The sequence below is a fragment of the Nocardia sp. NBC_00565 genome, assembly GCF_036345915.1.
GTDB lineage: Bacteria > Actinomycetota > Actinomycetes > Mycobacteriales > Mycobacteriaceae > Nocardia.
In genome coordinates, this window is sequence record NZ_CP107785.1 from 5,028,281 (window position 1) to 5,047,868 (window position 19,588).

General features: G+C 65.9%; 21 protein-coding genes. 9 read left to right on the forward strand and 12 right to left on the reverse strand.

The window, feature by feature from the left end:
- The first annotated feature begins 41 nt into the window (after positions 1-41).
- On the forward strand, positions 42-833 hold the full coding sequence (locus OG874_RS23615; RefSeq protein WP_330249326.1) for an SAM-dependent methyltransferase: 792 nt from the start codon (positions 42-44) through the stop codon (positions 831-833).
- On the opposite strand, the gene OG874_RS23620 is transcribed toward OG874_RS23615, so the two are convergent.
- Positions 830-1,873: a hypothetical protein gene (locus OG874_RS23620; RefSeq protein ID WP_330249327.1), complete on the reverse strand. Its 1,044-nt coding sequence runs from the start codon at positions 1,871-1,873 to the stop codon at positions 830-832. The two genes, OG874_RS23615 and OG874_RS23620, sit on opposite strands and share 4 nt — an antisense overlap.
- A 141-nt stretch (positions 1,874-2,014) precedes the next feature.
- On the opposite strand from OG874_RS23620, the gene OG874_RS23625 reads away from it, so the two are divergent.
- Entirely contained in the window at positions 2,015-3,037 is a 1,023-nt protein-coding gene (locus OG874_RS23625) for an alpha/beta hydrolase (protein WP_330249328.1), read from the forward strand.
- On the opposite strand, the gene OG874_RS23630 is transcribed toward OG874_RS23625, so the two are convergent.
- The gene (locus tag OG874_RS23630; RefSeq protein WP_330249329.1) at positions 2,992-3,390 is read right to left on the reverse strand and encodes a serine hydrolase domain-containing protein; all 399 of its coding nucleotides are present in this window, start codon (positions 3,388-3,390) and stop codon (positions 2,992-2,994) included. The genes OG874_RS23625 and OG874_RS23630 overlap by 46 nt on opposite strands.
- Before the next feature lie 82 nt (positions 3,391-3,472).
- Positions 3,473-3,967, reverse strand: a complete 495-nt coding sequence (locus OG874_RS23635; protein ID WP_330249330.1) for a DUF1772 domain-containing protein — start codon at positions 3,965-3,967, stop codon at positions 3,473-3,475.
- Positions 3,968-4,055: 88 nt separating this feature from the next.
- Here OG874_RS23635 and OG874_RS23640 point away from each other — a divergent pair, with 88 nt between their 5' ends.
- Positions 4,056-4,658 (forward strand): TetR/AcrR family transcriptional regulator, encoded by a 603-nt coding sequence (locus tag OG874_RS23640; RefSeq protein ID WP_330249331.1) that lies wholly within the window; start codon positions 4,056-4,058, stop codon positions 4,656-4,658.
- A gap of 1 nt (position 4,659) precedes the next feature.
- Here OG874_RS23640 and ehuA read toward each other — a convergent pair whose 3' ends face one another.
- From ehuA to OG874_RS23670, 6 genes are all read right to left on the reverse strand, one after another.
- Positions 4,660-5,451, reverse strand: a complete 792-nt coding sequence (ehuA, locus tag OG874_RS23645; protein ID WP_330249332.1) for an ectoine/hydroxyectoine ABC transporter ATP-binding protein EhuA — start codon at positions 5,449-5,451, stop codon at positions 4,660-4,662.
- A 4-nt stretch (positions 5,452-5,455) separates the two neighbouring features.
- A complete protein-coding gene (gene ehuD / locus OG874_RS23650) occupies positions 5,456-6,133 on the reverse strand; it encodes an ectoine/hydroxyectoine ABC transporter permease subunit EhuD (RefSeq protein ID WP_330249333.1) in 678 nt (225 codons plus the stop codon).
- The gene (locus tag OG874_RS23655; RefSeq protein ID WP_330249334.1) at positions 6,133-6,858 is read right to left on the reverse strand and encodes an amino acid ABC transporter permease; all 726 of its coding nucleotides are present in this window, start codon (positions 6,856-6,858) and stop codon (positions 6,133-6,135) included. The genes ehuD and OG874_RS23655 overlap by 1 nt, the downstream gene beginning before the upstream one ends.
- Positions 6,859-6,864: 6 nt before the next feature.
- On the reverse strand, positions 6,865-7,752 hold the full coding sequence (ehuB, locus tag OG874_RS23660; protein WP_330249335.1) for an ectoine/hydroxyectoine ABC transporter substrate-binding protein EhuB: 888 nt from the start codon (positions 7,750-7,752) through the stop codon (positions 6,865-6,867).
- A gap of 345 nt (positions 7,753-8,097) precedes the next feature.
- Positions 8,098-9,204: a tartrate dehydrogenase gene (locus OG874_RS23665; RefSeq protein ID WP_330249336.1), complete on the reverse strand. Its 1,107-nt coding sequence runs from the start codon at positions 9,202-9,204 to the stop codon at positions 8,098-8,100.
- 23 nt (positions 9,205-9,227) lie between these two features.
- Complete coding sequence (locus tag OG874_RS23670; RefSeq protein WP_330249337.1) at positions 9,228-10,700, reverse strand: NAD-dependent succinate-semialdehyde dehydrogenase; 1,473 nt, start codon at positions 10,698-10,700, stop codon at positions 9,228-9,230.
- Between the two features lie 122 nt (positions 10,701-10,822).
- Here OG874_RS23670 and OG874_RS23675 point away from each other — a divergent pair, with 122 nt between their 5' ends.
- Positions 10,823-12,064: an aspartate aminotransferase family protein gene (locus OG874_RS23675; RefSeq protein ID WP_330249338.1), complete on the forward strand. Its 1,242-nt coding sequence runs from the start codon at positions 10,823-10,825 to the stop codon at positions 12,062-12,064.
- Positions 12,065-12,127: 63 nt separating this feature from the next.
- A complete protein-coding gene (locus OG874_RS23680; RefSeq protein WP_330249339.1) occupies positions 12,128-12,622 on the forward strand; it encodes a DUF3830 family protein in 495 nt (164 codons plus the stop codon).
- Positions 12,623-12,914: 292 nt separating this feature from the next.
- On the opposite strand, the gene OG874_RS23685 is transcribed toward OG874_RS23680, so the two are convergent.
- Both OG874_RS23685 and OG874_RS23690 read right to left on the reverse strand, forming a co-directional pair.
- Positions 12,915-14,315 carry an amidase gene (locus tag OG874_RS23685; RefSeq protein ID WP_330249340.1) on the reverse strand — a complete coding sequence of 467 codons (1,401 nt, stop codon included), beginning with the start codon at positions 14,313-14,315 and terminating at the stop codon, positions 12,915-12,917.
- A 12-nt stretch (positions 14,316-14,327) separates the two neighbouring features.
- Positions 14,328-15,293, reverse strand: a complete 966-nt coding sequence (locus tag OG874_RS23690; protein ID WP_330249341.1) for a D-2-hydroxyacid dehydrogenase — start codon at positions 15,291-15,293, stop codon at positions 14,328-14,330.
- An 85-nt stretch (positions 15,294-15,378) separates the two neighbouring features.
- On the opposite strand from OG874_RS23690, the gene OG874_RS23695 reads away from it, so the two are divergent.
- From OG874_RS23695 to OG874_RS23705, 3 genes are read left to right on the forward strand one after another with little or no spacing between them, the layout of a single operon-like run.
- Complete coding sequence (locus OG874_RS23695; RefSeq protein WP_330257387.1) at positions 15,379-16,119, forward strand: maleate cis-trans isomerase family protein; 741 nt, start codon at positions 15,379-15,381, stop codon at positions 16,117-16,119.
- 11 nt (positions 16,120-16,130) lie between these two features.
- Positions 16,131-16,862 carry a maleate cis-trans isomerase family protein gene (locus OG874_RS23700; RefSeq protein ID WP_330249342.1) on the forward strand — a complete coding sequence of 244 codons (732 nt, stop codon included), beginning with the start codon at positions 16,131-16,133 and terminating at the stop codon, positions 16,860-16,862.
- Complete coding sequence (locus OG874_RS23705) at positions 16,849-17,526, forward strand: GntR family transcriptional regulator (RefSeq protein ID WP_330249343.1); 678 nt, start codon at positions 16,849-16,851, stop codon at positions 17,524-17,526. Before OG874_RS23700 ends, OG874_RS23705 begins: the two co-directional genes overlap by 14 nt.
- Here the strand turns inward: OG874_RS23705 and OG874_RS23710 are convergent.
- Complete coding sequence (locus OG874_RS23710; RefSeq protein WP_330249344.1) at positions 17,491-17,850, reverse strand: SAM-dependent methyltransferase; 360 nt, start codon at positions 17,848-17,850, stop codon at positions 17,491-17,493. The genes OG874_RS23705 and OG874_RS23710 overlap by 36 nt on opposite strands.
- Positions 17,851-17,882: 32 nt before the next feature.
- Between OG874_RS23710 and OG874_RS23715 the strand changes: the two genes are divergently transcribed.
- Complete coding sequence (locus OG874_RS23715; protein ID WP_330249345.1) at positions 17,883-19,490, forward strand: DUF4331 domain-containing protein; 1,608 nt, start codon at positions 17,883-17,885, stop codon at positions 19,488-19,490.
- The last annotated feature ends 98 nt before the right edge of the window (positions 19,491-19,588 follow it).

The window sequence follows — 19,588 nt, forward strand, 5'->3', positions numbered from 1 at the left end:
ATGGCTTGTTACGATGTGGCCAGGATATCGAGGGAGGTACGGTGGCGAAGGCCGATCGGGTACCGGCAGGCGTCGATCCAGGCAAGCCGAACGCAGCCCGCATATACAACTATATGCTCGGCGGCAAGGACAACTATGCGGTCGACCAGAAGGTTGCCGAGCGGATGCTCGCAGTCGCCCCGGATACCAAGACCCTGGCCTGGTTCGTGCGCAAGTTCCTGCTCAATGCCGTGCAAACGGCGGCCGAGGCAGGCATTCGGCAGTTCATCGATATCGGTGCGGGTATCCCCCACTCGCCCAACGTGTACGAGGTCGCGCAGAAGGTCGACGCGTCGGCACGCGTGGCGTCCATCGACTACGACCCGGTCGTGTACGCGCACACCAACGTCCTGTTGTCCGGAACGACCGGTGTGACATCGCTGCTCGGTGATCTGCGCCGTCCGGACGAGATCATCGAGAAGTGCCGGACCGAAGCCGATATCGACTTCGACCAGCCGGTCGCGATTCTGGTAATCGGTGTACTGCACTACGTAATGAACGACGAACATCCGTTCCAGATCATCGCGCGATACCGCGACGTGATGGCGCCGGGCAGCCTCCTGGTCTTCACCCACGGATCCTCCGAAACGCATCCGGACTTCGTTGACCAGTCGTCGAGCGATACCGTAGGTAGTTCGTCTCAGGTCCAATATCGAACCCCAGCCGAGGTGGCCGCCTTCCTCGACGACTTGGAGGTGGTCGAACCCGGTCTGGTACCGGTGCAGGAGTGGCTGGCCGACGACCTGCCGAGCACCAAATTGGTGTTGCTCGGCGGAGTCGGTCGCAAGCCCTAAGACCCGCCCGCGGCCAGCGTATCGGCGCGTACCACGAGCGCGTCGGCGATCGGACGTGGACGACGGCCGAGACCGCATGCGCTGGCGACACCATCGACCGGTCGGCCGAGTGCGTTCTCGATCATCCGCAGCGTCTCCAACTGCTGTGCCACGGTGGGACTTTCGTGGACGAATCCCGCGTAGAAATTGGTGCCTTCGGGCAGGGACAGCTCGGCCAAGGGTGCATAGAACTCGGGGTTCGTCGACGGCGGAATATCTCCCGCCGCGAGCGGGCCATGGATGTAGGTCAGCGGTCGACCCGACGGCCAATGCCGGACAACGGAATTGGCCAGTTCCACGAAAGGTCTGAGATCGCGCATCGCCGTGCGTGCCCTATTGCGTATGCTGCCGAGGCACAGGTGCACCCCGAACCGAGTGCCCGCGGGAGCCGACGCGGCCAGCTCGGCGATCCCACGGCCCAATCCCAATGCCGCCTCCACCCGCCGATGCACTGGCTGCGACTTCGCCATGAGCACCATTTCGGCGGTGGCCTCCAATTGCACGACGACGTCCTCGCCGACGAGTTCGTGGACGGCCGCGATATCGCGCACGGTGGCGTCGTAGAACGCCTTGCGGTGCGACCGGATACCGGAAACGCCCGTGGCGATGAACGTCAATGTGAAATCGGTCGGCATGCCGATCTGGAGGGCGAGTTCGGGCAGATCCCGCGCCGCGCGCAGACCTTGGAATATCGGCAGCGCTTCCTCGGCCTCCCCGAGATAACCGAGCTCCATCATGTCGCCGGTCAGCTCCTTACCGTGTGGGACACGATGGATGGTGCGGTCCCGACTCGTCTGCCACGTGCCCGGCTTCTTCACTTCCAGCACACCCTGCGACACCAGGTCCTCGATGATCGGCTGGATGTACCACTCGTAGCGACGCGTCTCACCGGTCGGCAGCGCGCGTAACCGAGGTCCCGCGGCGTCGAGCATCGCCCGCATTGCGTCGTCCGTATTCTCCCCAGGAAAACTGCCGACAAAATGCACACCACGCGAACCCATGCAGTGCATCGTAGATCGCATCCGCTTCTCGCTATGGCATGGCTACGGATCCTTGTGTGCGGTATCGTGATTCGCCAGAAGATGGCGCGGCATTGGACCACTTCACGGTTTCGACAAACACCAGTACAGGGAGCGCGTCGCGTGCGAACCTCAGTCCGGGCAATGGCAGCAGCCGCGGCAGCGGCACTGCTGTGCCTCACACCGGGTGCGGCCCATGCCGATCCGGCGGCGTCGCCGGATCGCTGCCAGCAGGTCTCCTTCCCGGTACCGGGGGGGACCTTGGCCGCGACCCTGTGCCTGCCACCGGACCGACCGACGGATACCGTCATGGTGTTGATGGCGGGTTCCAATTACAACGCCTCCTACTGGGATTTCGGTTACGCCCCAGAGACTTACAATTTCCGCCGCGCGATGAACGCCGCCGGCTACGCGACGCTGGTCGCCGATCGACTCGGCAACGGCGCGAGCAGCCGTCCCACGAGCATGTCGCTCACCGCGACCGCGACCGCGCAGGCCCTGCACGACATCGTCCAAGCGCTGCGCCACGGACTCGGGGGCGCACAACCCTTCAGCAAGGTGGTCACCGGCGGCCACTCGCTGAGTTCGGGCACCTCCGTCATGGAGGCGACCAACTACCACGATGTCGACGGCGTACTGCTCACCGGATACTCGCACGCCCTGAACATCCCTGAAGTTCTCGGCGTGATCAGCACCTACTACCAGGCGGTCGCGGATCCTCAATTCGCCGGGCGCGGTTACGATTCCGGCTATCTCGTGACGCGACCCGGCGCGCGGTTACACGATTTTTTCGGACCCGATAACGTCGATCCGCAGGTGCTCGCGATCGATGAGGCGACCAAGGAAACCTTCTCGCTCACCGAATATCCCGACGGCTTGATGTCCACCCTCCCCGGTATGTCCAGCCTCATCACCGCCCCCACCCTTATCGTCAACGGCAGTTTGGACCGCCTGTCGTGTGGCCCCGCCTACTCGATCTGCGCGGATGCCCCCGCCCTGCAGGCCGCGGAGGCGCCCTTCTTCAGCCCCGCGGCGCGGTTGCGCACCTTCGTCCTGCCGGGCAGTGGACATTCGGTGAACCTGGCCCGGAACACCGCCGACTACCATGCCGCCGTCATCGATTGGATGAAGTCGATCGTCGGGTAACTGCGACGGCCCAACGGAGCGAGCTGGAACACCGTGTCGGGATCGACTTTCTCGTCGCGCTTGACTTCGCGAACACCGAAACCCTTGCTGTACACCGTCTTCGCACCGTGCACCACGGCAACCGCCATCCCAGGAATCCCGGAATCCGCCATCAGCGATTCGATCAGCCCATCCAGCTGCCCTACCGCAACGGCCCGGTCCGGCAGCGCGAGCCCGACAACCTGGTTCGGCGCCAGCTCCGACGTCGTCGACGCCGCGCTCTCCACCCCGTCTTTCGTCGATGATGTGCAGCTCACCAGTAGCGCGACCGCGGGAACCGCGATCGCTGCCAGCCAGCGTCTACGACGCGTCATGGATCATGACGGTAGACCGCCCAGCCCACCGATGTGAGCCATTCACGAGACCTTCAGCACCACATCAGCAAACAATCTCGCGTCACGCCGGACCCACCTCCCCCGCAGGCCGACCTTCATCGTCCCGCGATCCGACAACGACAGCGATCACCAGGACAAAAGCGATCAGAGCGCAGCCGGTTCGGGTGAAGTGGAACAATTCCCAGCGGTGCAGGATGGTGGCGTAGTCGCTCGGCGGCCCGCTCACCGCCCAGACCTTGATCTTCTGGTTGATCGGCACGTTGCCCAACCGTGTGACGAGAAACGAGGTCACGGCCAATGCCGATGCGGCGGCGGACAATCGACGTGCGCGTGATGTCGAGCGCACCGCCAAGACCAAGGTGCTCAGCACGGTCAGGCCCATGAGAATCTGCATCACGGGACCGTTGACCCGCATGAGCGCGGTATGGAAGGTGAAGCGAACGTCGAGTGGTACCTCCCGAAATGCGTACAGGACGTTGACCGCGCCGTATCCGAAGGCTCCGGCCAGCAGGCCGGGGAACAACAACGCCGCCGCGCGGACGAGTTTGGACAGCAATGGGGACTCCCGTCATCGATATTGCAACTCATAGTTGCGATACGATGAGCATGCCCGGATCGACCCGATATCGCAACAAGGAGTTGCAATGAGTTCCGTCGCGCCACCCGGACGTGGGCCGAAGGTTCGTGCCGCCGTATTGGATGCGGCGGTGCGCGAACTCGGTGAGCAGGGGTACGCCGCCTTCAACGTCGAGAATGTCGCGCGACGGGCGGGCGTGCACAAGACGACGGTGTATCGCCGCTGGCCCGAGCGCGACGCGTTGATCGCCGACGCGCTGGCCGAGAGCGTCACGGCCGAAATCCCCATCCCCGATACGGGTTCCATCGACACGGATCTGCGGGGATTGGCGCGCAGTCTGGTCACGTGGCTGAAAAGCCCAGGGGGACAAGCCGTTCTGGCCGTCTTACTCTCCGAGACAGCCGGGTCCGCCCGGCCACCCGATGTCGTCCGGCACATCTTTCGCGACCGCATCAGGCAAGCACTACCCGTGGTCGGCCGCGCCGTCGAACGCGGCGAGCTGCCCGCGAACACCGATGCGGCCGAACTCGTCAAGGCGCTCGTCGCGCCGATCTACTTCCGCACACTCATTACTCGGGAACAAGTGACCGACGACACCGCCGACTCCGCCGCCCGCCTGGCCTTGACCGGCGCTCGCGCGGGACTGTTCGAGCTACCGCGCGATAGATAACTCAGTGTTCGTCCAGTACCGCGCGCAGGAAATCGCGGGTTCGGTCCTGTTGGGGGGCGGTGAAGATCTGGTCCGGGTCGCCGTCCTCGAGTACGCGTCCGGCATCGAACATCATTACGCGATCGGAAACCTTACGGGCGAAGCGCATTTCGTGGGTTACGCAGAGGAAGGTGATCTCGGTGGTTGCGGCGATATCGGCCAGCAGGTGCAGGACTCCGGTTACCAGTTCCGGGTCCAGCGCGGAGGTCACCTCGTCCAGCAGTAGGACTTCGGGGTCCATGGCGAGCGCTCTGGCGATGGCTACACGCTGCTGCTGGCCGCCGGAGAGGTGAGCGGGGCGGGCGTTGATCTTGTCGGTGAGGCCGACAAGTTCGAGCAGCTCCCGGGCGCGCTGTTCGGCCTCGTCCTTGGACTTTCCGAGGCCACGGATCGGGCCCTCGGTGATATTGCGCAGTACGGTCATATTCGGGAACAGATTGAACTGCTGGAAGACCATGCCGATCTTGCGGCGCACTCGGCGCAGATGCGCCTCGTCGGCGGGAACGAGTTTGTCGCCGCGTTGTCGGTGGCTCAGATATTCGCCGCCGACTTCGATGGTGCCCGCGTCTATCCGCTCGAGGCCCATCAGCAGGCGCAGAATGGTGGTCTTGCCCGAGCCGGACGGCCCGATCAGCGTGACGAATTCTCCTGGCGCGACCGAGAAGTCGAGTTTGTCCAGGCACACCGTGGTCCCGTAGCGCTTCTCCACATCGGTGAACCGGATCATCGGGGCATCGGTCGAGCTCGCGATCATCGGTTCAGACCTTTTCGACACGTCGTTCCAACTTTCGTACCAGGATCGAGCATGGGTAGCTCAGTGCCAGGAAGGTCAGGCCGACCGCGAACCACGCCTCGGGTCCGGCGCCACCGGTATCGGCCGCATACTCGGTTTTGACCTGGTAGACCATGTCGAGGATGACGATCGAGGACAGCAGCGGTACCTCCTTGAACATGGCGATCGTGTAGTTGCCGAGGGCGGGCAGTACCCGCGGCACCGCCTGCGGCAAGATCACGTCGGTCCAGGTGCGCGTTCGCGGCAGGTTCAACGCGGTGGCCGCTTCCCATTGCGCCGCGGGCACCGCATCGATGCCCGCACGGAACACCTCCGAGGTGTAGCAGGCATAGTGCACGCCGAGCGCGGTCACACCGACCACCAGACGTTGGGTATCGATCGACAACCCGCCGAGCAGGTCCGGGCGCACCACCCAGTAGAGCACGAACACCTGTACCAAAAGCGGTGTGCTGCGGATGAATTCGACGAATGCCCACAGCACTTGGTCGACGATCGGAATCTGCAACCGGCGGATGACCGCGATGATCAGACCGAGCACATACGCGACCAGCGATCCGAGCACGGTGTACTGGATCGTGACGAGCAGCCCGTCCCAGATGAAGGGAAAGGCGTCGAAGAAGCGGTCCCACCGCCATTTCGCCATCAGACCCCCACCCGCGCCGAGAGCCGGATGCTCGCGCGCTTCGGCCGCCGCCCGACCCGCCGGGCCGCCAGCCACTCCAGTACCCGCATGATCAGCGTGATCGCCACCGCGATGAGCAGGTACACGACGAGCTGGATCCCATAGATCAGACCGAGCTCACGGGAGAACGCGGGCACCGCACGCAGTTCATCGGCCTTCTTGAACACCTCGGGCACCGCGATAAAGCTCAGCAGCGCAGTCGCTTTCACGAGCTGGATGAACAGATTGTTGAACGAGGGCAGCATCTCGACCACCGCCTGCGGCAGGATCACTCGCCACATGCGTTGCGCCGGTGACAGATTCACCGCGATGGCGGCCTCGACCTGCGCCTGCGGCACGGATCGGATTGCGCCCCTGACGATCTCGGCACCATAGGCACCGTGATTGAGGCCGAGCACGATGATGCCGATCACCAGCAGCCCCTTCGCCGTCGCCCCCAGCGATACCCCGAAGAAGATCGGTATCGCCACCGCGAAGAAGAACAGCTGCACCACCTCCGAACTGCCTCGAAAACCCTCGACATAGAGGCGGGTGACGAACCGCACCGGCAGCGACGGCGACAGCATCGCGATCCCGGCGGCAAAGGACAGCACAACGGTCAGCGCGATGCCGCCGACCGCCGCCCACACCGTGAAGGGCAGCCCCTCGAGGACCCGGTCGAGATAGATCGAGAAGTTCGACGACACGAGGGGTCAAGCCGCGCAGTACTGTTCGGCCGTGGCCGCCGGATCGGCTTCGTTCGCCTTGGTCAGACCGAACGGCTCCACCAGTTTCAACCATTCGCCGCTTTCGTGCAGTGCGCGCAGCTCGCGGTTGAAGTCCTCGCGGAATTTGTCGTCGCCGATACGGAAGTTGAACGTGCCAACGTCCGGCTTGTTGCCGAATCGGAAGGACGGGCCGACCTCCAGCTCGGCGTCCTGATTGTTCTTCACCAGCCACGCGGCGGTGACGTCGAGCATCGCGGCACCGTAGACGTCCTTGTTGCGCACCGCACGCAGGATGTCGTCCTGCTTGGCCATCGGCTCGATGAGCTGGGATGGCACACCTGAGGTCTGCGCGTAGCCGTTCTCGACCGCGCCGCCCAGGGTGGCGATCCGGACGTTCTCGCGCGTGATGTCCTCGAAGCGATTGATCTTGCGGGGATTGCCCGCCGGCACCAGGAAGGCCGATCCCACCTGGTAATCGGGGGTGGCGAAGGCCGAACTCTCGCACCGCTTGGGATTGATGAACATACCGGCCGCCACGAAGGCGTAGTTCTTCGCCCGCACCCCGTCGATGAGTCCGTCGAAATCGGTGACCACGCCCTCGACTTCGTTGATGCCGAGTCGCTTCAACACCGCGCGCGCCACGGTCGGCGCGTATCCGGTCAGCTGACCGTCGGCACCGAGGAAGGCCCACGGCGCTTCGTTGGCGAAACCGACCTTGATCTTGCCCGAGGACTTCGCGTCCTCGTAGGTCACCGCCGCCGCATCGTCGCCGCCCAGGCCGCAGCCCGACACCACCACCAGGGTGGCCGCGGCCACCGCGACGGCCATCGCGCGGCGCAAACGCCCGCGCGCACCCCCGAATTCGATCCGCATGACCCGACTTCCCTTCTACCCGCCGTACCGACCGCGAGTCGACCCATGGTGGCGAATGAACTTTGCGATGACCTGGTCGAGTTCTTTACGCTCGGATGACGAACCCGATCGGCCGCACACGTGCGGCAAACTCGCCGTATTTGCCGACCGGCCGATGCACAGCTGCCGGAGGTTTGACCGGTGTCCGCACGGGTATTTCGAAAGCTGTTGACCGCGAACGACATAACGCTCGACGTCGCCGGGTTCGGCTGCCGATATCGCGGCCACTGCGCTAGCGACTGCTTGCAGGTCGCTCGAAAGAACCAGCGGTAGCGACTGCTTGCAGGTCGCTCGAAAGAACCAGCGCTAGCGACTGCTTGCAGGTCGCTCGAACAGATCAGCCAGCTCGGCCGCACGGTGCGCGATGGCGCTGCCGAGATCACCGGTCGTCGCGGTGCCGCCGAGATCGGGTGTGCGGATACGACCTTCGCGCAGCACGTCGCACACCGCGCGGTCCACGGCCGCGGCGGCGTGCTGCTCGCCGAGATGCTCCAGCAGCATGGCTCCGGCGAGGATCTGCGCGACCGGATTCGCGATGCCCTGCCCGGCGATATCGGGCGCGCTGCCGTGCACCGCTTCGAACATCGAGGGCGCGGTGCGATCGGGATTGATATTGCCCGATGGGGCCAGACCGAGCCCACCGGTGACAGCGGCGGCGAGGTCGGACAGTATGTCGCCGAACAGATTCGACCCGACGATCACATCCAGCCGATCCGGGTGCAGCACGATCTCGGCGGCCAGCGCGTCGACATGCAGTTGCCGGGTCGACACCTGCGGATACTCCGCCGCGATTCGCTCGAAGATGCTGTCCCAGTACGGCATCGAGTGCAGCAGGCCGTTGGACTTGGTGGCCGAGCACAACCGGCCGTTGCGTTCGGCGGCCCGCTCGAAGGCGTAGCGGATGATCCGTTCGCAGCCGACCCGCGTGAAAACCGATTCCTGCAGCACGAATTCGTCCGGGCGGCCCGGATTGTGCATGCCGCCGATGGCGGAGTATTCACCCTCCGAGTTCTCCCGCACGATCAGAATGTCCAGGTCGTCGGCGGTGCGATCGCGCAATGCCGATTCGGTGCCCGGCAGCAGCCGGACCGGACGCAGGTTCACGTACTGGCCGAAGGCACGGCGCAGCGGAATCAGCAGACCCCACAGCGACACATGGTCGGGAACGCCCGGAAATCCGACCGCGCCGAGCAGGATCGCGTCGAATCCGGCCAGCAGTTCGGGCGCGTCGGCGGGCATCATCGCACCGGTGCGCAGGTAGTTCTCACACGACCAGTCGAATTCGGTCCATTCGATGCCGGGCAGCACCGCGTCGAGCACTCCGACGGCCTCGGCGGTGACATCGACACCGATGCCGTCCCCAGGAATAGTCGCGATCCGGTGCCCACCCGTCACCCGACCACCACCCCTCATGGAATCGCTCCGCGATGCAGCATTCACAGTCGTACTCCGATGTATTTGGTCTCCAGGAACTCGTCGATGCCGGTGAGCCCGCCTTCGCGGCCGAGCCCCGATTCCTTCACACCGCCGAACGGGGCGGCCGGATTCGATACGACCCCCTGATTCAACCCCACCATCCCGGATTCCAGCGCCTCGCAGACCCGCAATCCGCGTCGCAGATTTTCGGTGAAGACGTAGCTCACCAATCCGTATGGCGTGTCGTTGGCGCGGGAGATGACCTCGGCTTCGGTGTCGAAGACGCCGATCGCCGCGACCGGTCCGAAGATCTCGGTGTGGCACATCTCGGCGTCGTCCGGGACATCGGTCAGTACCGTCGCGGGATAGAAGTTCCCCGGGCCGTCCAGCGCGACGCCGCCGGTGCGCACGGTGGCGCCTCGACCGAGGGCGTCGGCGACCAGACTCTCCACCTTCGCCACCGCGGCGGCATCGATGAGCGGACCGACGACGACACCCGGTTCGGTGCCGCGCCCCACCGGCAGCGCCGCCAGGCGAGCGGTCAGTCGCGCGGCGAATTCTTCGGCGACGTTGCGCTGCACGAAGATTCGATTCGCCGCAGTACACGCCTGCCCGATATTGCGCATCTTCGCCGCCATCGCGCCCTCGACGGCCTCGTCGAGATCCGCGTCGTCGAACACGATGAACGGCGCGTTGCCGCCGAGCTCCATCGACGTGCGCATCACGGTCCGCGCGCACTGTTCGAGCAGCGATTTCCCGACGGCGGTCGAGCCGGTGAACGACAGCTTGCGGGAGCGACTGTCCAGAATGAGCGGCGTCATCACCGCGCTCGGGTCGGCGGTGATGATCACATTCACGACACCGGCGGGCACACCGACCCGATCCAGGATGTCGGCCAGCGCCAACATCGAAAGTGGTGTCTGCTCAGCGGGTTTCACCACGCAGGTGCACCCAGCGGCCAGTGCCGGTCCGATCTTGCGGGTGCCCATGGCCAGCGGGAAATTCCACGGCGTGATGAGCAGGCTGGGCCCGACCGGCTGCCTGGTCACCAGGAAGCGCGATCCGCCCGCGGGCGCGGGTAGGTAGCCGCCGTCGAGACGGACGGCCTCCTCGGCGAACCAGCGGAAAAACTCGGCGGCATAGGCAATTTCACCCCGGGCTTCGGCCAGCGGCTTGCCCATTTCCAGGGTCATGATCAATGCGAGACGTTCGGTGTCGGCGAGTAGCGCCCGGTGGGCGTCCATCAGGATATCGCTGCGCTGCCGCGGCGGCGTGCGCGCCCATTCCGCCTGGGCGTGATCGGCGGCGGCCAGCGCTTCCAGTCCGGCGATCGCGTCGGCGTCGGCCACCTCGCATAGCAGTTGTCCGGTCGCCGGATCCGTGACCGGCAGCGAGCCGGACCCGCCGCGCCATTGTCCGCCTATGTACAGACCTGTTGGCACAGAGTCGATCGCGGCGCGTTCCGCCGCGGTCAGGGTGGTCTCGGTGAGCATGGCAGGGGCTCCTTTCCTTGCTGACGCAGCCTCCGGCCATTGCTGCGACCCCAGCGCCCATGATATTCATATTGTCAACAATCCGACAATCTGTAGCTTCGCTCCCCGGGAGGCGGATCACTATGACCGAGCTATCCCCCGTCCTCAAACAAGCCACCCCGGTCACCGTCGATCACGGTGCGGGCTGCTACCTGTACGGCACCGACGGACGGCGCTATCTCGACTTCACCGCGGGCATCGGCGTGACCAGCACCGGGCACTGTCACCCGCGTGTGGTCGCCGCGGCCCAAGCCCAAGTCGCGAGCCTGATCCATGGCCAATACACCACCGTCATGCATCGACCGATGCTCCAGCTCATCGAACGGCTCGGCACCGTGCTGCCCGAAGGTCTGGACTCGCTGTTCTTCGCCAACTCCGGCAGCGAGGCGATCGAGGCCGCGCTGCGCTTGGCCCGCCAGGCGACCGGGCGGCCGAATATCGTTGTCTTCCACGGCGGATTTCACGGCCGCACCGTCGCGGCGGCGACCATGACGACCTCGGGCACCCGCTTCTCCGCCGGATTCAGCCCACTCATGTCCGGTGTGCACGTCGCACCGTTTCCCACCGCGTTCCGCTACGGCTGGACCGAGGCGGAGGCCACCGCCTTCGCGCTGCGCGAGCTCGACTATCTCTTCGCCACCGTCACCTCCCCCGCCGAGACCGCCGCGTTCGTGGTCGAGCCGATGCTGGGCGAGGGCGGGTACATCCCCGGCAACAGCATGTTCTTCCGTGGGCTGCGCGAACGCGCGGACCGGCACGGCATCCTGCTCGTCTTCGACGAGATCCAGACCGGCTTCGGCCGGACCGGAAAGTTCTTCGGACATCAGCACTTCGGAGTCCGGCCCGACATCATCACCATCGCCAAGGGCCTGGCCAGCGGATTCCCGTTGTCGGGCATCGCGGCACCGCGCGAACTGATGGCCAAGGCATGGCCGGGATCCCAGGGCGGAACCTACGGCGGCAATGCGGTCGCCTGCGCGGCGGCGATCGCCACGCTCGACGTCATCGAATCCGAAGGACTGGTGGACAACGCCGCCGCGCGCGGCACGCAGCTACTCGCGGGCCTGCGCGCGAGTGCCACCAAGGCGATCGGCGATATCCGTGGTCTCGGACTGCTCGCGGGCCTCGAATTCACCACCGCGACCGGCGAACCCGACACCGCAACCGCCACGGCCGCGCAACGGCTCGCGGTCGAGAAGGGTCTGCTGCTGCTCACCTGCGGTGCGCATATGAACGTGGTGCGGATGATCCCGCCGCTGATCGTGACCGACACTCAGATCGACGACGCGCTCGCGATCTGGTCGGCAGTTCTCGCCGAGCTGTAAAACCTTACGCAGCACTGCCCCCTACCCGCCCAGCTCACCGGCGATGGCCAGGAAGCAGGACCGATGACCCGCTACATCACCATCACGCTGACCAAGGCGGGCGTGACCTGCCGCGCCCGCCTGCTCGACGCGGAAGCGCCCAGGACATGCGACGCGGTCTGGAATGCGTTGCCGCAGGAGGGCGATGCATTCCACGCCAAGTACGCCCGCAACGAGGTGTACACCCTCGTACCCCGGATCGGCGCGGCCCCGCACCGCGAGAACCCGACCGTCACCCCCATCCCCGGCGATGTGTGCCTGTTCGATTTCGAACCGTGGGAGATCGGCAACCCCGCCTACGGCTACGAGCCCGGCTCGACCGCACACCACGAGCAGGGCGCAACCGACCTGGCCCTCTTCTACGGCCGCAACAACCTACTTCTCAACGGCGACGTCGGCTGGGTCCCCGGCAATGTCTTCGCCACCATCGAAACCGGCCTCACCGACCTCGCCACTGCCTGCAACACGCTGTGGCTACACGGCGTCCAGGGCGAAACCCTCGCCTTCGCCCGCGCATAAATCGACTCGGAACTACCCTCGCACCCGAAACAGCCGCCGCCGCGATACCTGAATATCGCGGCGGCGGCACACATCACGATCGCCGACAACACAACATCCACCCCGCGCCCCAGGCCACGTCACGCATCACAGTCGCTGTCGTCATCACGGCACCTTCCCGGTGAACATCAGTCAGCGAATCAGGCCGGAAACACCGCTAGATCCACAGCCCCCGGCAATGTCGAGCACGCGCTGGTGCAGGGTCGACGTTTGCCTGCACCAGCGCATGGTGATCGCTTGTCCAGCTGGGGTTTCAGGAGGCGAGGACGTGTTCGGCGTAGCGGGCGAGGGCTAGGACGAGGTCGTCGGAGTGGCGTGGTCCGACGATTTGGAGGCCGACCGGTAGGCCGGCGCGGGTGGTGCCTGCGGGGATGCTGATCGCGGGTTGCTGGGTCATGTTGAAGGGGTAGGTGAATGGTGTCCATTGCGGCCAGCTGGTCAGGTCGCTGCCCGGTGGAACATCGTGGCCGGCCTCGAATGCGGCGATCGGCATCGTCGGGGTGATCAGCACGTCGTAGGTGGCGTGGAAGGCGCCCATGGCGATGCCGAGTTGGGCGGCTACCGCGCGGGCGTCGAGATATTCGACGGCACTGACGGATTCGCCGCGTTCCCAGACCGCGCGCAGACCCTGGTCCATCCGTTCGCGCGTGCCGTCCGGGAATTTCGCCAGCATGGTCGCCGCACCGGCGGCCCACAGCACTTCGAACGCCTCGCGCGGATCACCGAAGCCTGGATCGGCCGCGGTGACCCGCAGCTCGGCCTCGCCCAGCCGCCGCACCGCGGCGTCCACGATGGCGGTGACCTCCGGGTCGACCTCGGCATAACCGAGGGTCGGCGAGTAGGCGACGGTCAGCCCGCGCACGTCGCGCAGCATCTGGCCGCGGAAGGTCGTCACGGTGGGCGGCAGCGCGGTCGGATCGCGCGGATCGGGCAGCGACAGAATATCCATCAGCAGCGCCGCATCCTCGACCGTCCGTGTCATCGGTCCCGCATGCGCCAGCGGACCGAACGGGCTCGCGGGATACAGCGGAATCCGCCCGTGCGTCGGCTTGAAGCCGACGATGCCGCAGAACGCGGCCGGAATGCGGATACTGCCGCCACCGTCGGTGCCGACCGACACCGGGCCCATGCCCGCCGCGACCGCCGCGGCGCTGCCGCCCGACGAACCGCCCGCTGTCGTCGAAGGATCTGCCGGGTTACGAGTGATACCGGTCAGCGGGCTGTCGGTGACTGCCTTCCACGCGATCTCGGGTGTGGTCGTCTTCCCGAGGAACACCATGCCGTCCTCGCGCAGCCGGGCCGCGACCGGACTGTCCACCGGCCAGGGTCCGCTCGGATCGACCGAGGTGGAGCCGCGCCGGGTGGGCCAGCCCTCGGTGAGGAAGATGTCCTTGATCGAAATCGGCACGCCGTCGAGCAGGCCGCGGGCATAGCCGGAATTCCAGCGCGCCTCGGATTCCTTGGCCTGCACCAGTGCTCGATCGGGATCGACCAGACAGAAGGCGTTCAACGCGCCGTCGCGGGCCGCGATGGCCTCCAGGATCGCTTCGGTCGCCTCGACCGGCGACAGAGTTCCGGCCGCGTAGGCCGATACCAACTCGACGGCGGTCATCGCCGCGGGGTGAGTGGCGCTGTTGAGGTCCGGATAGGTCATGGCATGACTCCTTCAGCCGGGCACGTACCCCAGCTCCTTGTCGACCACGTTGTCCAACGGCAGGCCAGTGATCCATTTGTCGAAGTTCTCAGTGAACGCTGTGACGATCTCGGCGCGCCAGCCGATGAAGTCACCCGAATTGTGCGGAGTGATGAGCACATTCGGCAGATCCCACAGCGGATGCCCGGTCGGCAGCGGCTCCGGATCCACTACATCCAGCGCCGCCCCGGCGATCGATCCCGCACTGAGCGCGGCGACGAGGTCGTCGGTCACAACGAGTTCCCCACGCCCGACATTCACAAACCTGGCATGCGGTTTCATCGCGGCGAATGCCCTGGCATCGAACATCTTCCGGGTCTGCGGCGTCAATGGTGCGGCCACCACGACGTAGTCGGCCGCGGGGAGTTCCGCGAGCAGGTCGGCGCCGATATTGCCGAAATCCGGGTCGGTGGTCCGCGCGCGCCTGCCCACCGCACGCACGGTCATCCCGGCGGCACGCAGCAACCGCGCGATGGCGCGGCCGATCGTGCCGGTCCCCACGATGAGGACGGTCGCGCCCACGATCCGCTCGGATTCACGGTGGCGCCAAACGTGGCGCTGCTGCAAGCGCAGCGATCCGCCGAGATCCTTGGCGAAACCGAGGAGCTGGCCCAGCACGTATTCCGCGATGGCCGTGTCGAATACGCCGCGCGTGTTGGTGACGACCACCTCGCTTTCCCGCAATTCGGGGAACATCACCGGATCCACCCCGGTCGATCCCATATGCAGCCAGCGCAACCGATCGGCCGCGTGCCAGGCGTCGGGCACCGCGCGAGTCAGGAAGTCGTAGACGAACAGCACCTCGGCACCGCGCAGGGCGTCGGCGAGCCCGGAGGCTTCGGTGTAGCGCACGTCGGCCCGACCCGCCACCCGGGCCATGAGGTCCGCGCCGGGCACACTGTCACTGTGCAGGACGGTGACAATCGGGCCCTGTTCCACATTGACACACTAAAATCGCATCGTATGATTGTCAACAATCCGACCGTTCTCGGAGGTCTACCGGCTGAGCGCGAGAGGGGCCGCATTGGAACTCAGCTTTCCCGATATCGAAGGTCCCGTCGCACAGCGGGGTATCGGGATCATCGCGCCGTTCGACCTCGCGCTCGAACGAGAGCTCTGGCGCTGGGCGCCGCTGGATGTCAGCCTGCATCTCGCCCGCACACCCTACGAACCGGTCCCGGTTTCGATGGCGATGGCCGAGCTGGTGTCCAATCCCGCGCACCTGACCGCGGCGACCCGTGACGTATTGCACGTGGAGCCCGAAGTTGTTGCGTACCTGTGCACTTCGGGCAGCTTCATCAGGGGCCTCGACTACGAGAAGTCCCTGCGCGACACCATCTGCCGGGCTGGTGCGCAAGACGCCGTCACCACCTCCGGCGCACTCGTGGAGGCCATTCGGCATCTGGATATCAGTCGCGTCTCCGTGCTCACGCCCTACGACGAAATCCTCACGCACAAGCTGCACGATTTCCTCGCCGAGGCCGGTTGCACGGTAATCCGTTCCGACCACCTCGGATTGGGTGGCGGCATCTGGAAGGTCAACTACCGCACCATCGCCGAACGCATCGTCGGCGCCGACGACCCAGCGGCGCAGGCCATCTTCGTCAGCTGTACCAACCTGCCCACCTATGACGTCATCGAGCCACTCGAACAGGCCCTCGGCAAGCCCGTACTCACCGCGAACCAGCTCACCATGTGGGCGTGCCTGGGGCGGATGAAGCTGCCGATGACCGGTCCGGGGAAGTGGCTACTCAACGTTTTCTGATCGGAAGAAGTATGCAGGCACCCACCGTCGGTTTCATCTATCCCGACCACGCGGCCGAGGACGACTACCCGCTGGCCGCGGCGGTCCTCGGCGCGCGACTGCCCGTGGCGCACATCTACGGCACCGATCTGCACGCCATTCCCGAACTGCTGGATCTGGGCAGCCCGGACAAGCTGCGCCACGGCGCCGAGCTGCTCGCGCCGCAGCAACCGGACGCGGTCGTCTGGGCCTGCACCTCGGGCAGTTTCGTCTATGGACCGGAGGGTGCGCGCGATCAGGCGCGCGCCTTGGCCGACGCGGCGGAAGTACCGGCGTCCAGCACCAGCCTCGCCTTCGTCGCGGCCGCGCGGGCACTCGACGTGCGCCGCGTCGCCATCGCCGCCAGCTATCCGGACGAGGTCGCGCGATTGTTCGTCGAGTTCTTGGCCGACGCCGGCATCGAGGTGGTTTCGCTGTCGAGCGCGGGTATCGACACCGCCGCCGAGGTCGGCACCCTCACGCCCGCGCAGGTACGCGAGCTCGCGGTGACCAACGATCACCCCGACGCGCAGGCGCTGCTGATTCCGGACACCGCGATGCACACCCTCGCGGTACTGCCGGAACTGGAAGCCGCCCTTGGCAAGACGGTGCTGACCGCCAACCAGGTCACCATCTGGGAGGGCCTGCGACTGGTCGGCAGCACCGCGCCGGCCGCTTCGCTCGGCACTCTTTTCGCGGAAGGGCACTCCTATGTCGGTCATTGATTTCGAGCCGGTGCACCAGCAGTCGACCGCGGAGATGATCGCCGACCGACTGCGCGAGGCCATCATGCGCGGCAATCTCGCGCCCGGCGTCCAACTCGGGGAGGCCGACCTCGCGACCCGGTTCGGGGTGTCGCGCGGTCCGGTGCGCGAGGCGATGCAGCGGCTGCTCTCCGAGGGGCTGCTGTACAGCATCCGCAATCGCGGCATCTTCGTCATCGAACTGACCGTCGACGATGTCGTCGATATCTACCGGGCCAGAACCGCCATCGAAGGCGGCGCGCTCGCCCTGATCCTCGACGGCCGCCGCGATATCGCCTACACCGCCCTCGGCCCCAGCGTCACCGATATGTGCGCCCACGCCGAAAGCGGCAATGCCGCAGGCGTATCCGATGCCGACCAAGCCTTCCACGAGGCCCTGGTCGACAGCGCGGGCAGCCCGCGCCTGGTCCGCGCGGCCCGCACCCTACTCATCGAAACCCGAATGTGCCTGGGCGCCTTGCAAACAACGTATCCGGACCTGCGCGAACAAGCCCAGGAACACGTCGACCTGCGCGAGGCGATCGGAGCCGGCCCCAAACCCCGCGCCCGCACCCTGCTCATCGAGCATATGAACGATGCGATCCACCGCCTACGGCGCCGCTACCCCGAACAAGTCGATCGCTGAACCGCCCGCACCGATATCGATGAACTGGCGGACACCGGATTCGGCGGCCGTGCGGACGCCCTGCAGCAGAAATCGGCGGCTCATCTTGGCCAATGCTCGCGAGTCCGGCGCGACCTGCAGTATTCGCTGGGCGAACACCTGATCGGCTTCGTAGTTGTCCCGAACCTCGACCGGCTGTCTGCGGAATCCTACGACAGGCGCCCCTCGGCCAGCTGGTTTCGGGATACCTCTGCGCCGAGCCGAGTCGGGCGGTGTGCGATGGCATGCGGTCTGCCGGGATAGGTCGATCGACCGATGTAGTGAGACGGGTCTCGCATTCACCATTGGCTGCACCGTCTCCTATCAAAGGAAATCTCATGTCCCGAACATCTCGGCGCGGCATCCGAAGTCGTGCCGCCGGCGCTCTTTTGGCGGTCGGTGTCGTCGTGCTCAGCGGTACCGCGGGCGGCCTCACGCTGCCGATCGCCAACGCTTCCAGCCACCGTGAAGCCCCGCTGATCGCCGCCGATCCGGCGGTGGACAACACCGACGTGTACGCGTTCATCAGCCCCGACAAGCCCGATACGGTGACGATCATCGCCAATTGGTTCGGGCTGCAGGAACCCAATGGCGGACCGAATTTCTACCCCTGGGCCACCGAGGCCAACTACGACCTCAATATCGACAACGACGGCAACGGGAAACCCGATCTCAGCTACCGGGTCAGCTTCACGACCGACGATCGGCGCGGCGGCACTACCTTCCTCTACAACAACGGACCGGTCACCAGCCTGCGCGACGAGAACCTGCTCTTCCGCCAGAACTACACGCTGTCGATCAGTCAGGGCGTGAACGACTGGCGCCCGATCGCGCACGGCCAAGCAGCGCCTTCGTTCACCGGGCCGGCCTCGATGCCCGACTACGGCGCGCTGCGCAAGGAGGCAACCCAGCAGCTGCCCGGCGGCGGCACGGTGTACGTCGGTTCCGCGGAGGATCCGTTCTTCCTCGACCTGCGCGTATTCGACCTGCTCTACGGCGGCAACCTGTCCGAGGTCGGCACCGATACGCTGCGCGGGTACAACGTCAATACTGTTGTGCTGCAGGTGCCGATGCGCGATCTCGCGCTGAAGAACGACCCGGCGCGCAATCCGGTGATCGGGGTATGGAGTGATACCGAGCGCCGCTCGATGCAGCTGAGCCCCGGTGCGACCACGCCGGTCGGCGACTTCGTGCAGGTGTCGCGGCTCGGCAATCCACTCGTGAACGAGGTAGTCGTTCCGGTCGGGCTGAAGGACGCGTTCAACGGGCTTTCACCGAGCAAGGACGCGACGATTCCGGAAGTGGTCCAGCGGGTCACCGATCCCGAGCTGCCGAAGTTGATCAACTCGATCTACCAGGTTCCGGCACCGGCCACCCCGCGCAACGACCTGGTGGAGATCTTCCTTACCGGAATCGCGAAAAAGGCTCCGACACTGGACAACAGCGCACCGCCCATCCAGGCGGACCTGAACTCGCAGGTTCTCAACGCCGACGTCCAGCCCTTGGCGTTCCAACCGTCGGAGATGCTGCGGCTGAATATGTCGGTGCCGGTGACGGCGCAGCCCAATCGGCTCGGCGTACTCGGCGGTGACCTGCAGGGATTCCCCAATGGTCGGCGACTGACCGACGATGTGGTCGATATCGCGGTGCAGGCCATGGTGGGCGCGGCGCAGACCGGCAAATTGGTCGACGCACTCGCGACCGGGGACAAGGTCGATGCCAATGACGTGTCGTTCGCGGGCAACTTCCCGTACGTCGCGCTGCCGTCGCGGGACAAGACCGCGCCCGCGGCCACATCCACGTCGCCGAACGGAATCGCACCCGCCGCGTCCCAGCAAGGCGACGACGGCATGTCATGGACGCCGATCGCCGCCGGCGGTGTCGGTGCCGCCGCGCTGGTAGGTGGCGGCGGCTGGCTGCTGATGCGACGTCGACGAGTCGGCTGACGGGTCCTCACCCGGCAATCCCTATCCGGGTGGGCGGGACCGACACCACCGCCCACCCGGACGATCACCCACCTGCATTCAACTCCGCATGCCCCGAA

What these genes read in the sequence shown, in the direction of transcription:
- OG874_RS23685 (WP_330249340.1), bottom strand. Translation starts at nt 14,315, where the DNA reads ATGACCTATCCGGACCTCAACAGCGCCACTCACCCCGCGGCGATGACC.
- ehuD (WP_330249333.1), bottom strand. Translation starts at nt 6,133, where the DNA reads ATGGCGAAATGGCGGTGGGACCGCTTCTTCGACGCCTTTCCCTTCATC.
- OG874_RS23700 (WP_330249342.1), top strand. Translation starts at nt 16,131, where the DNA reads ATGCAGGCACCCACCGTCGGTTTCATCTATCCCGACCACGCGGCCGAG.
- OG874_RS23620 (WP_330249327.1), bottom strand. Translation starts at nt 1,873, where the DNA reads ATGGGTTCGCGTGGTGTGCATTTTGTCGGCAGTTTTCCTGGGGAGAAT.
- OG874_RS23715 (WP_330249345.1), top strand. Translation starts at nt 17,883, where the DNA reads ATGTCCCGAACATCTCGGCGCGGCATCCGAAGTCGTGCCGCCGGCGCT.
- OG874_RS23675 (WP_330249338.1), top strand. Translation starts at nt 10,823, where the DNA reads ATGACCGAGCTATCCCCCGTCCTCAAACAAGCCACCCCGGTCACCGTC.
- OG874_RS23670 (WP_330249337.1), bottom strand. Translation starts at nt 10,700, where the DNA reads ATGCTCACCGAGACCACCCTGACCGCGGCGGAACGCGCCGCGATCGAC.
- ehuA (WP_330249332.1), bottom strand. Translation starts at nt 5,451, where the DNA reads ATGATCGCGAGCTCGACCGATGCCCCGATGATCCGGTTCACCGATGTG.
- OG874_RS23640 (WP_330249331.1), top strand. Translation starts at nt 4,056, where the DNA reads ATGAGTTCCGTCGCGCCACCCGGACGTGGGCCGAAGGTTCGTGCCGCC.
- OG874_RS23630 (WP_330249329.1), bottom strand. Translation starts at nt 3,390, where the DNA reads ATGACGCGTCGTAGACGCTGGCTGGCAGCGATCGCGGTTCCCGCGGTC.
- OG874_RS23705 (WP_330249343.1), top strand. Translation starts at nt 16,849, where the DNA reads ATGTCGGTCATTGATTTCGAGCCGGTGCACCAGCAGTCGACCGCGGAG.
- OG874_RS23680 (WP_330249339.1), top strand. Translation starts at nt 12,128, where the DNA reads ATGACCCGCTACATCACCATCACGCTGACCAAGGCGGGCGTGACCTGC.
- OG874_RS23665 (WP_330249336.1), bottom strand. Translation starts at nt 9,204, where the DNA reads ATGAGGGGTGGTGGTCGGGTGACGGGTGGGCACCGGATCGCGACTATT.
- OG874_RS23710 (WP_330249344.1), bottom strand. Translation starts at nt 17,850, where the DNA reads ATGGTGAATGCGAGACCCGTCTCACTACATCGGTCGATCGACCTATCC.
- ehuB (WP_330249335.1), bottom strand. Translation starts at nt 7,752, where the DNA reads ATGCGGATCGAATTCGGGGGTGCGCGCGGGCGTTTGCGCCGCGCGATG.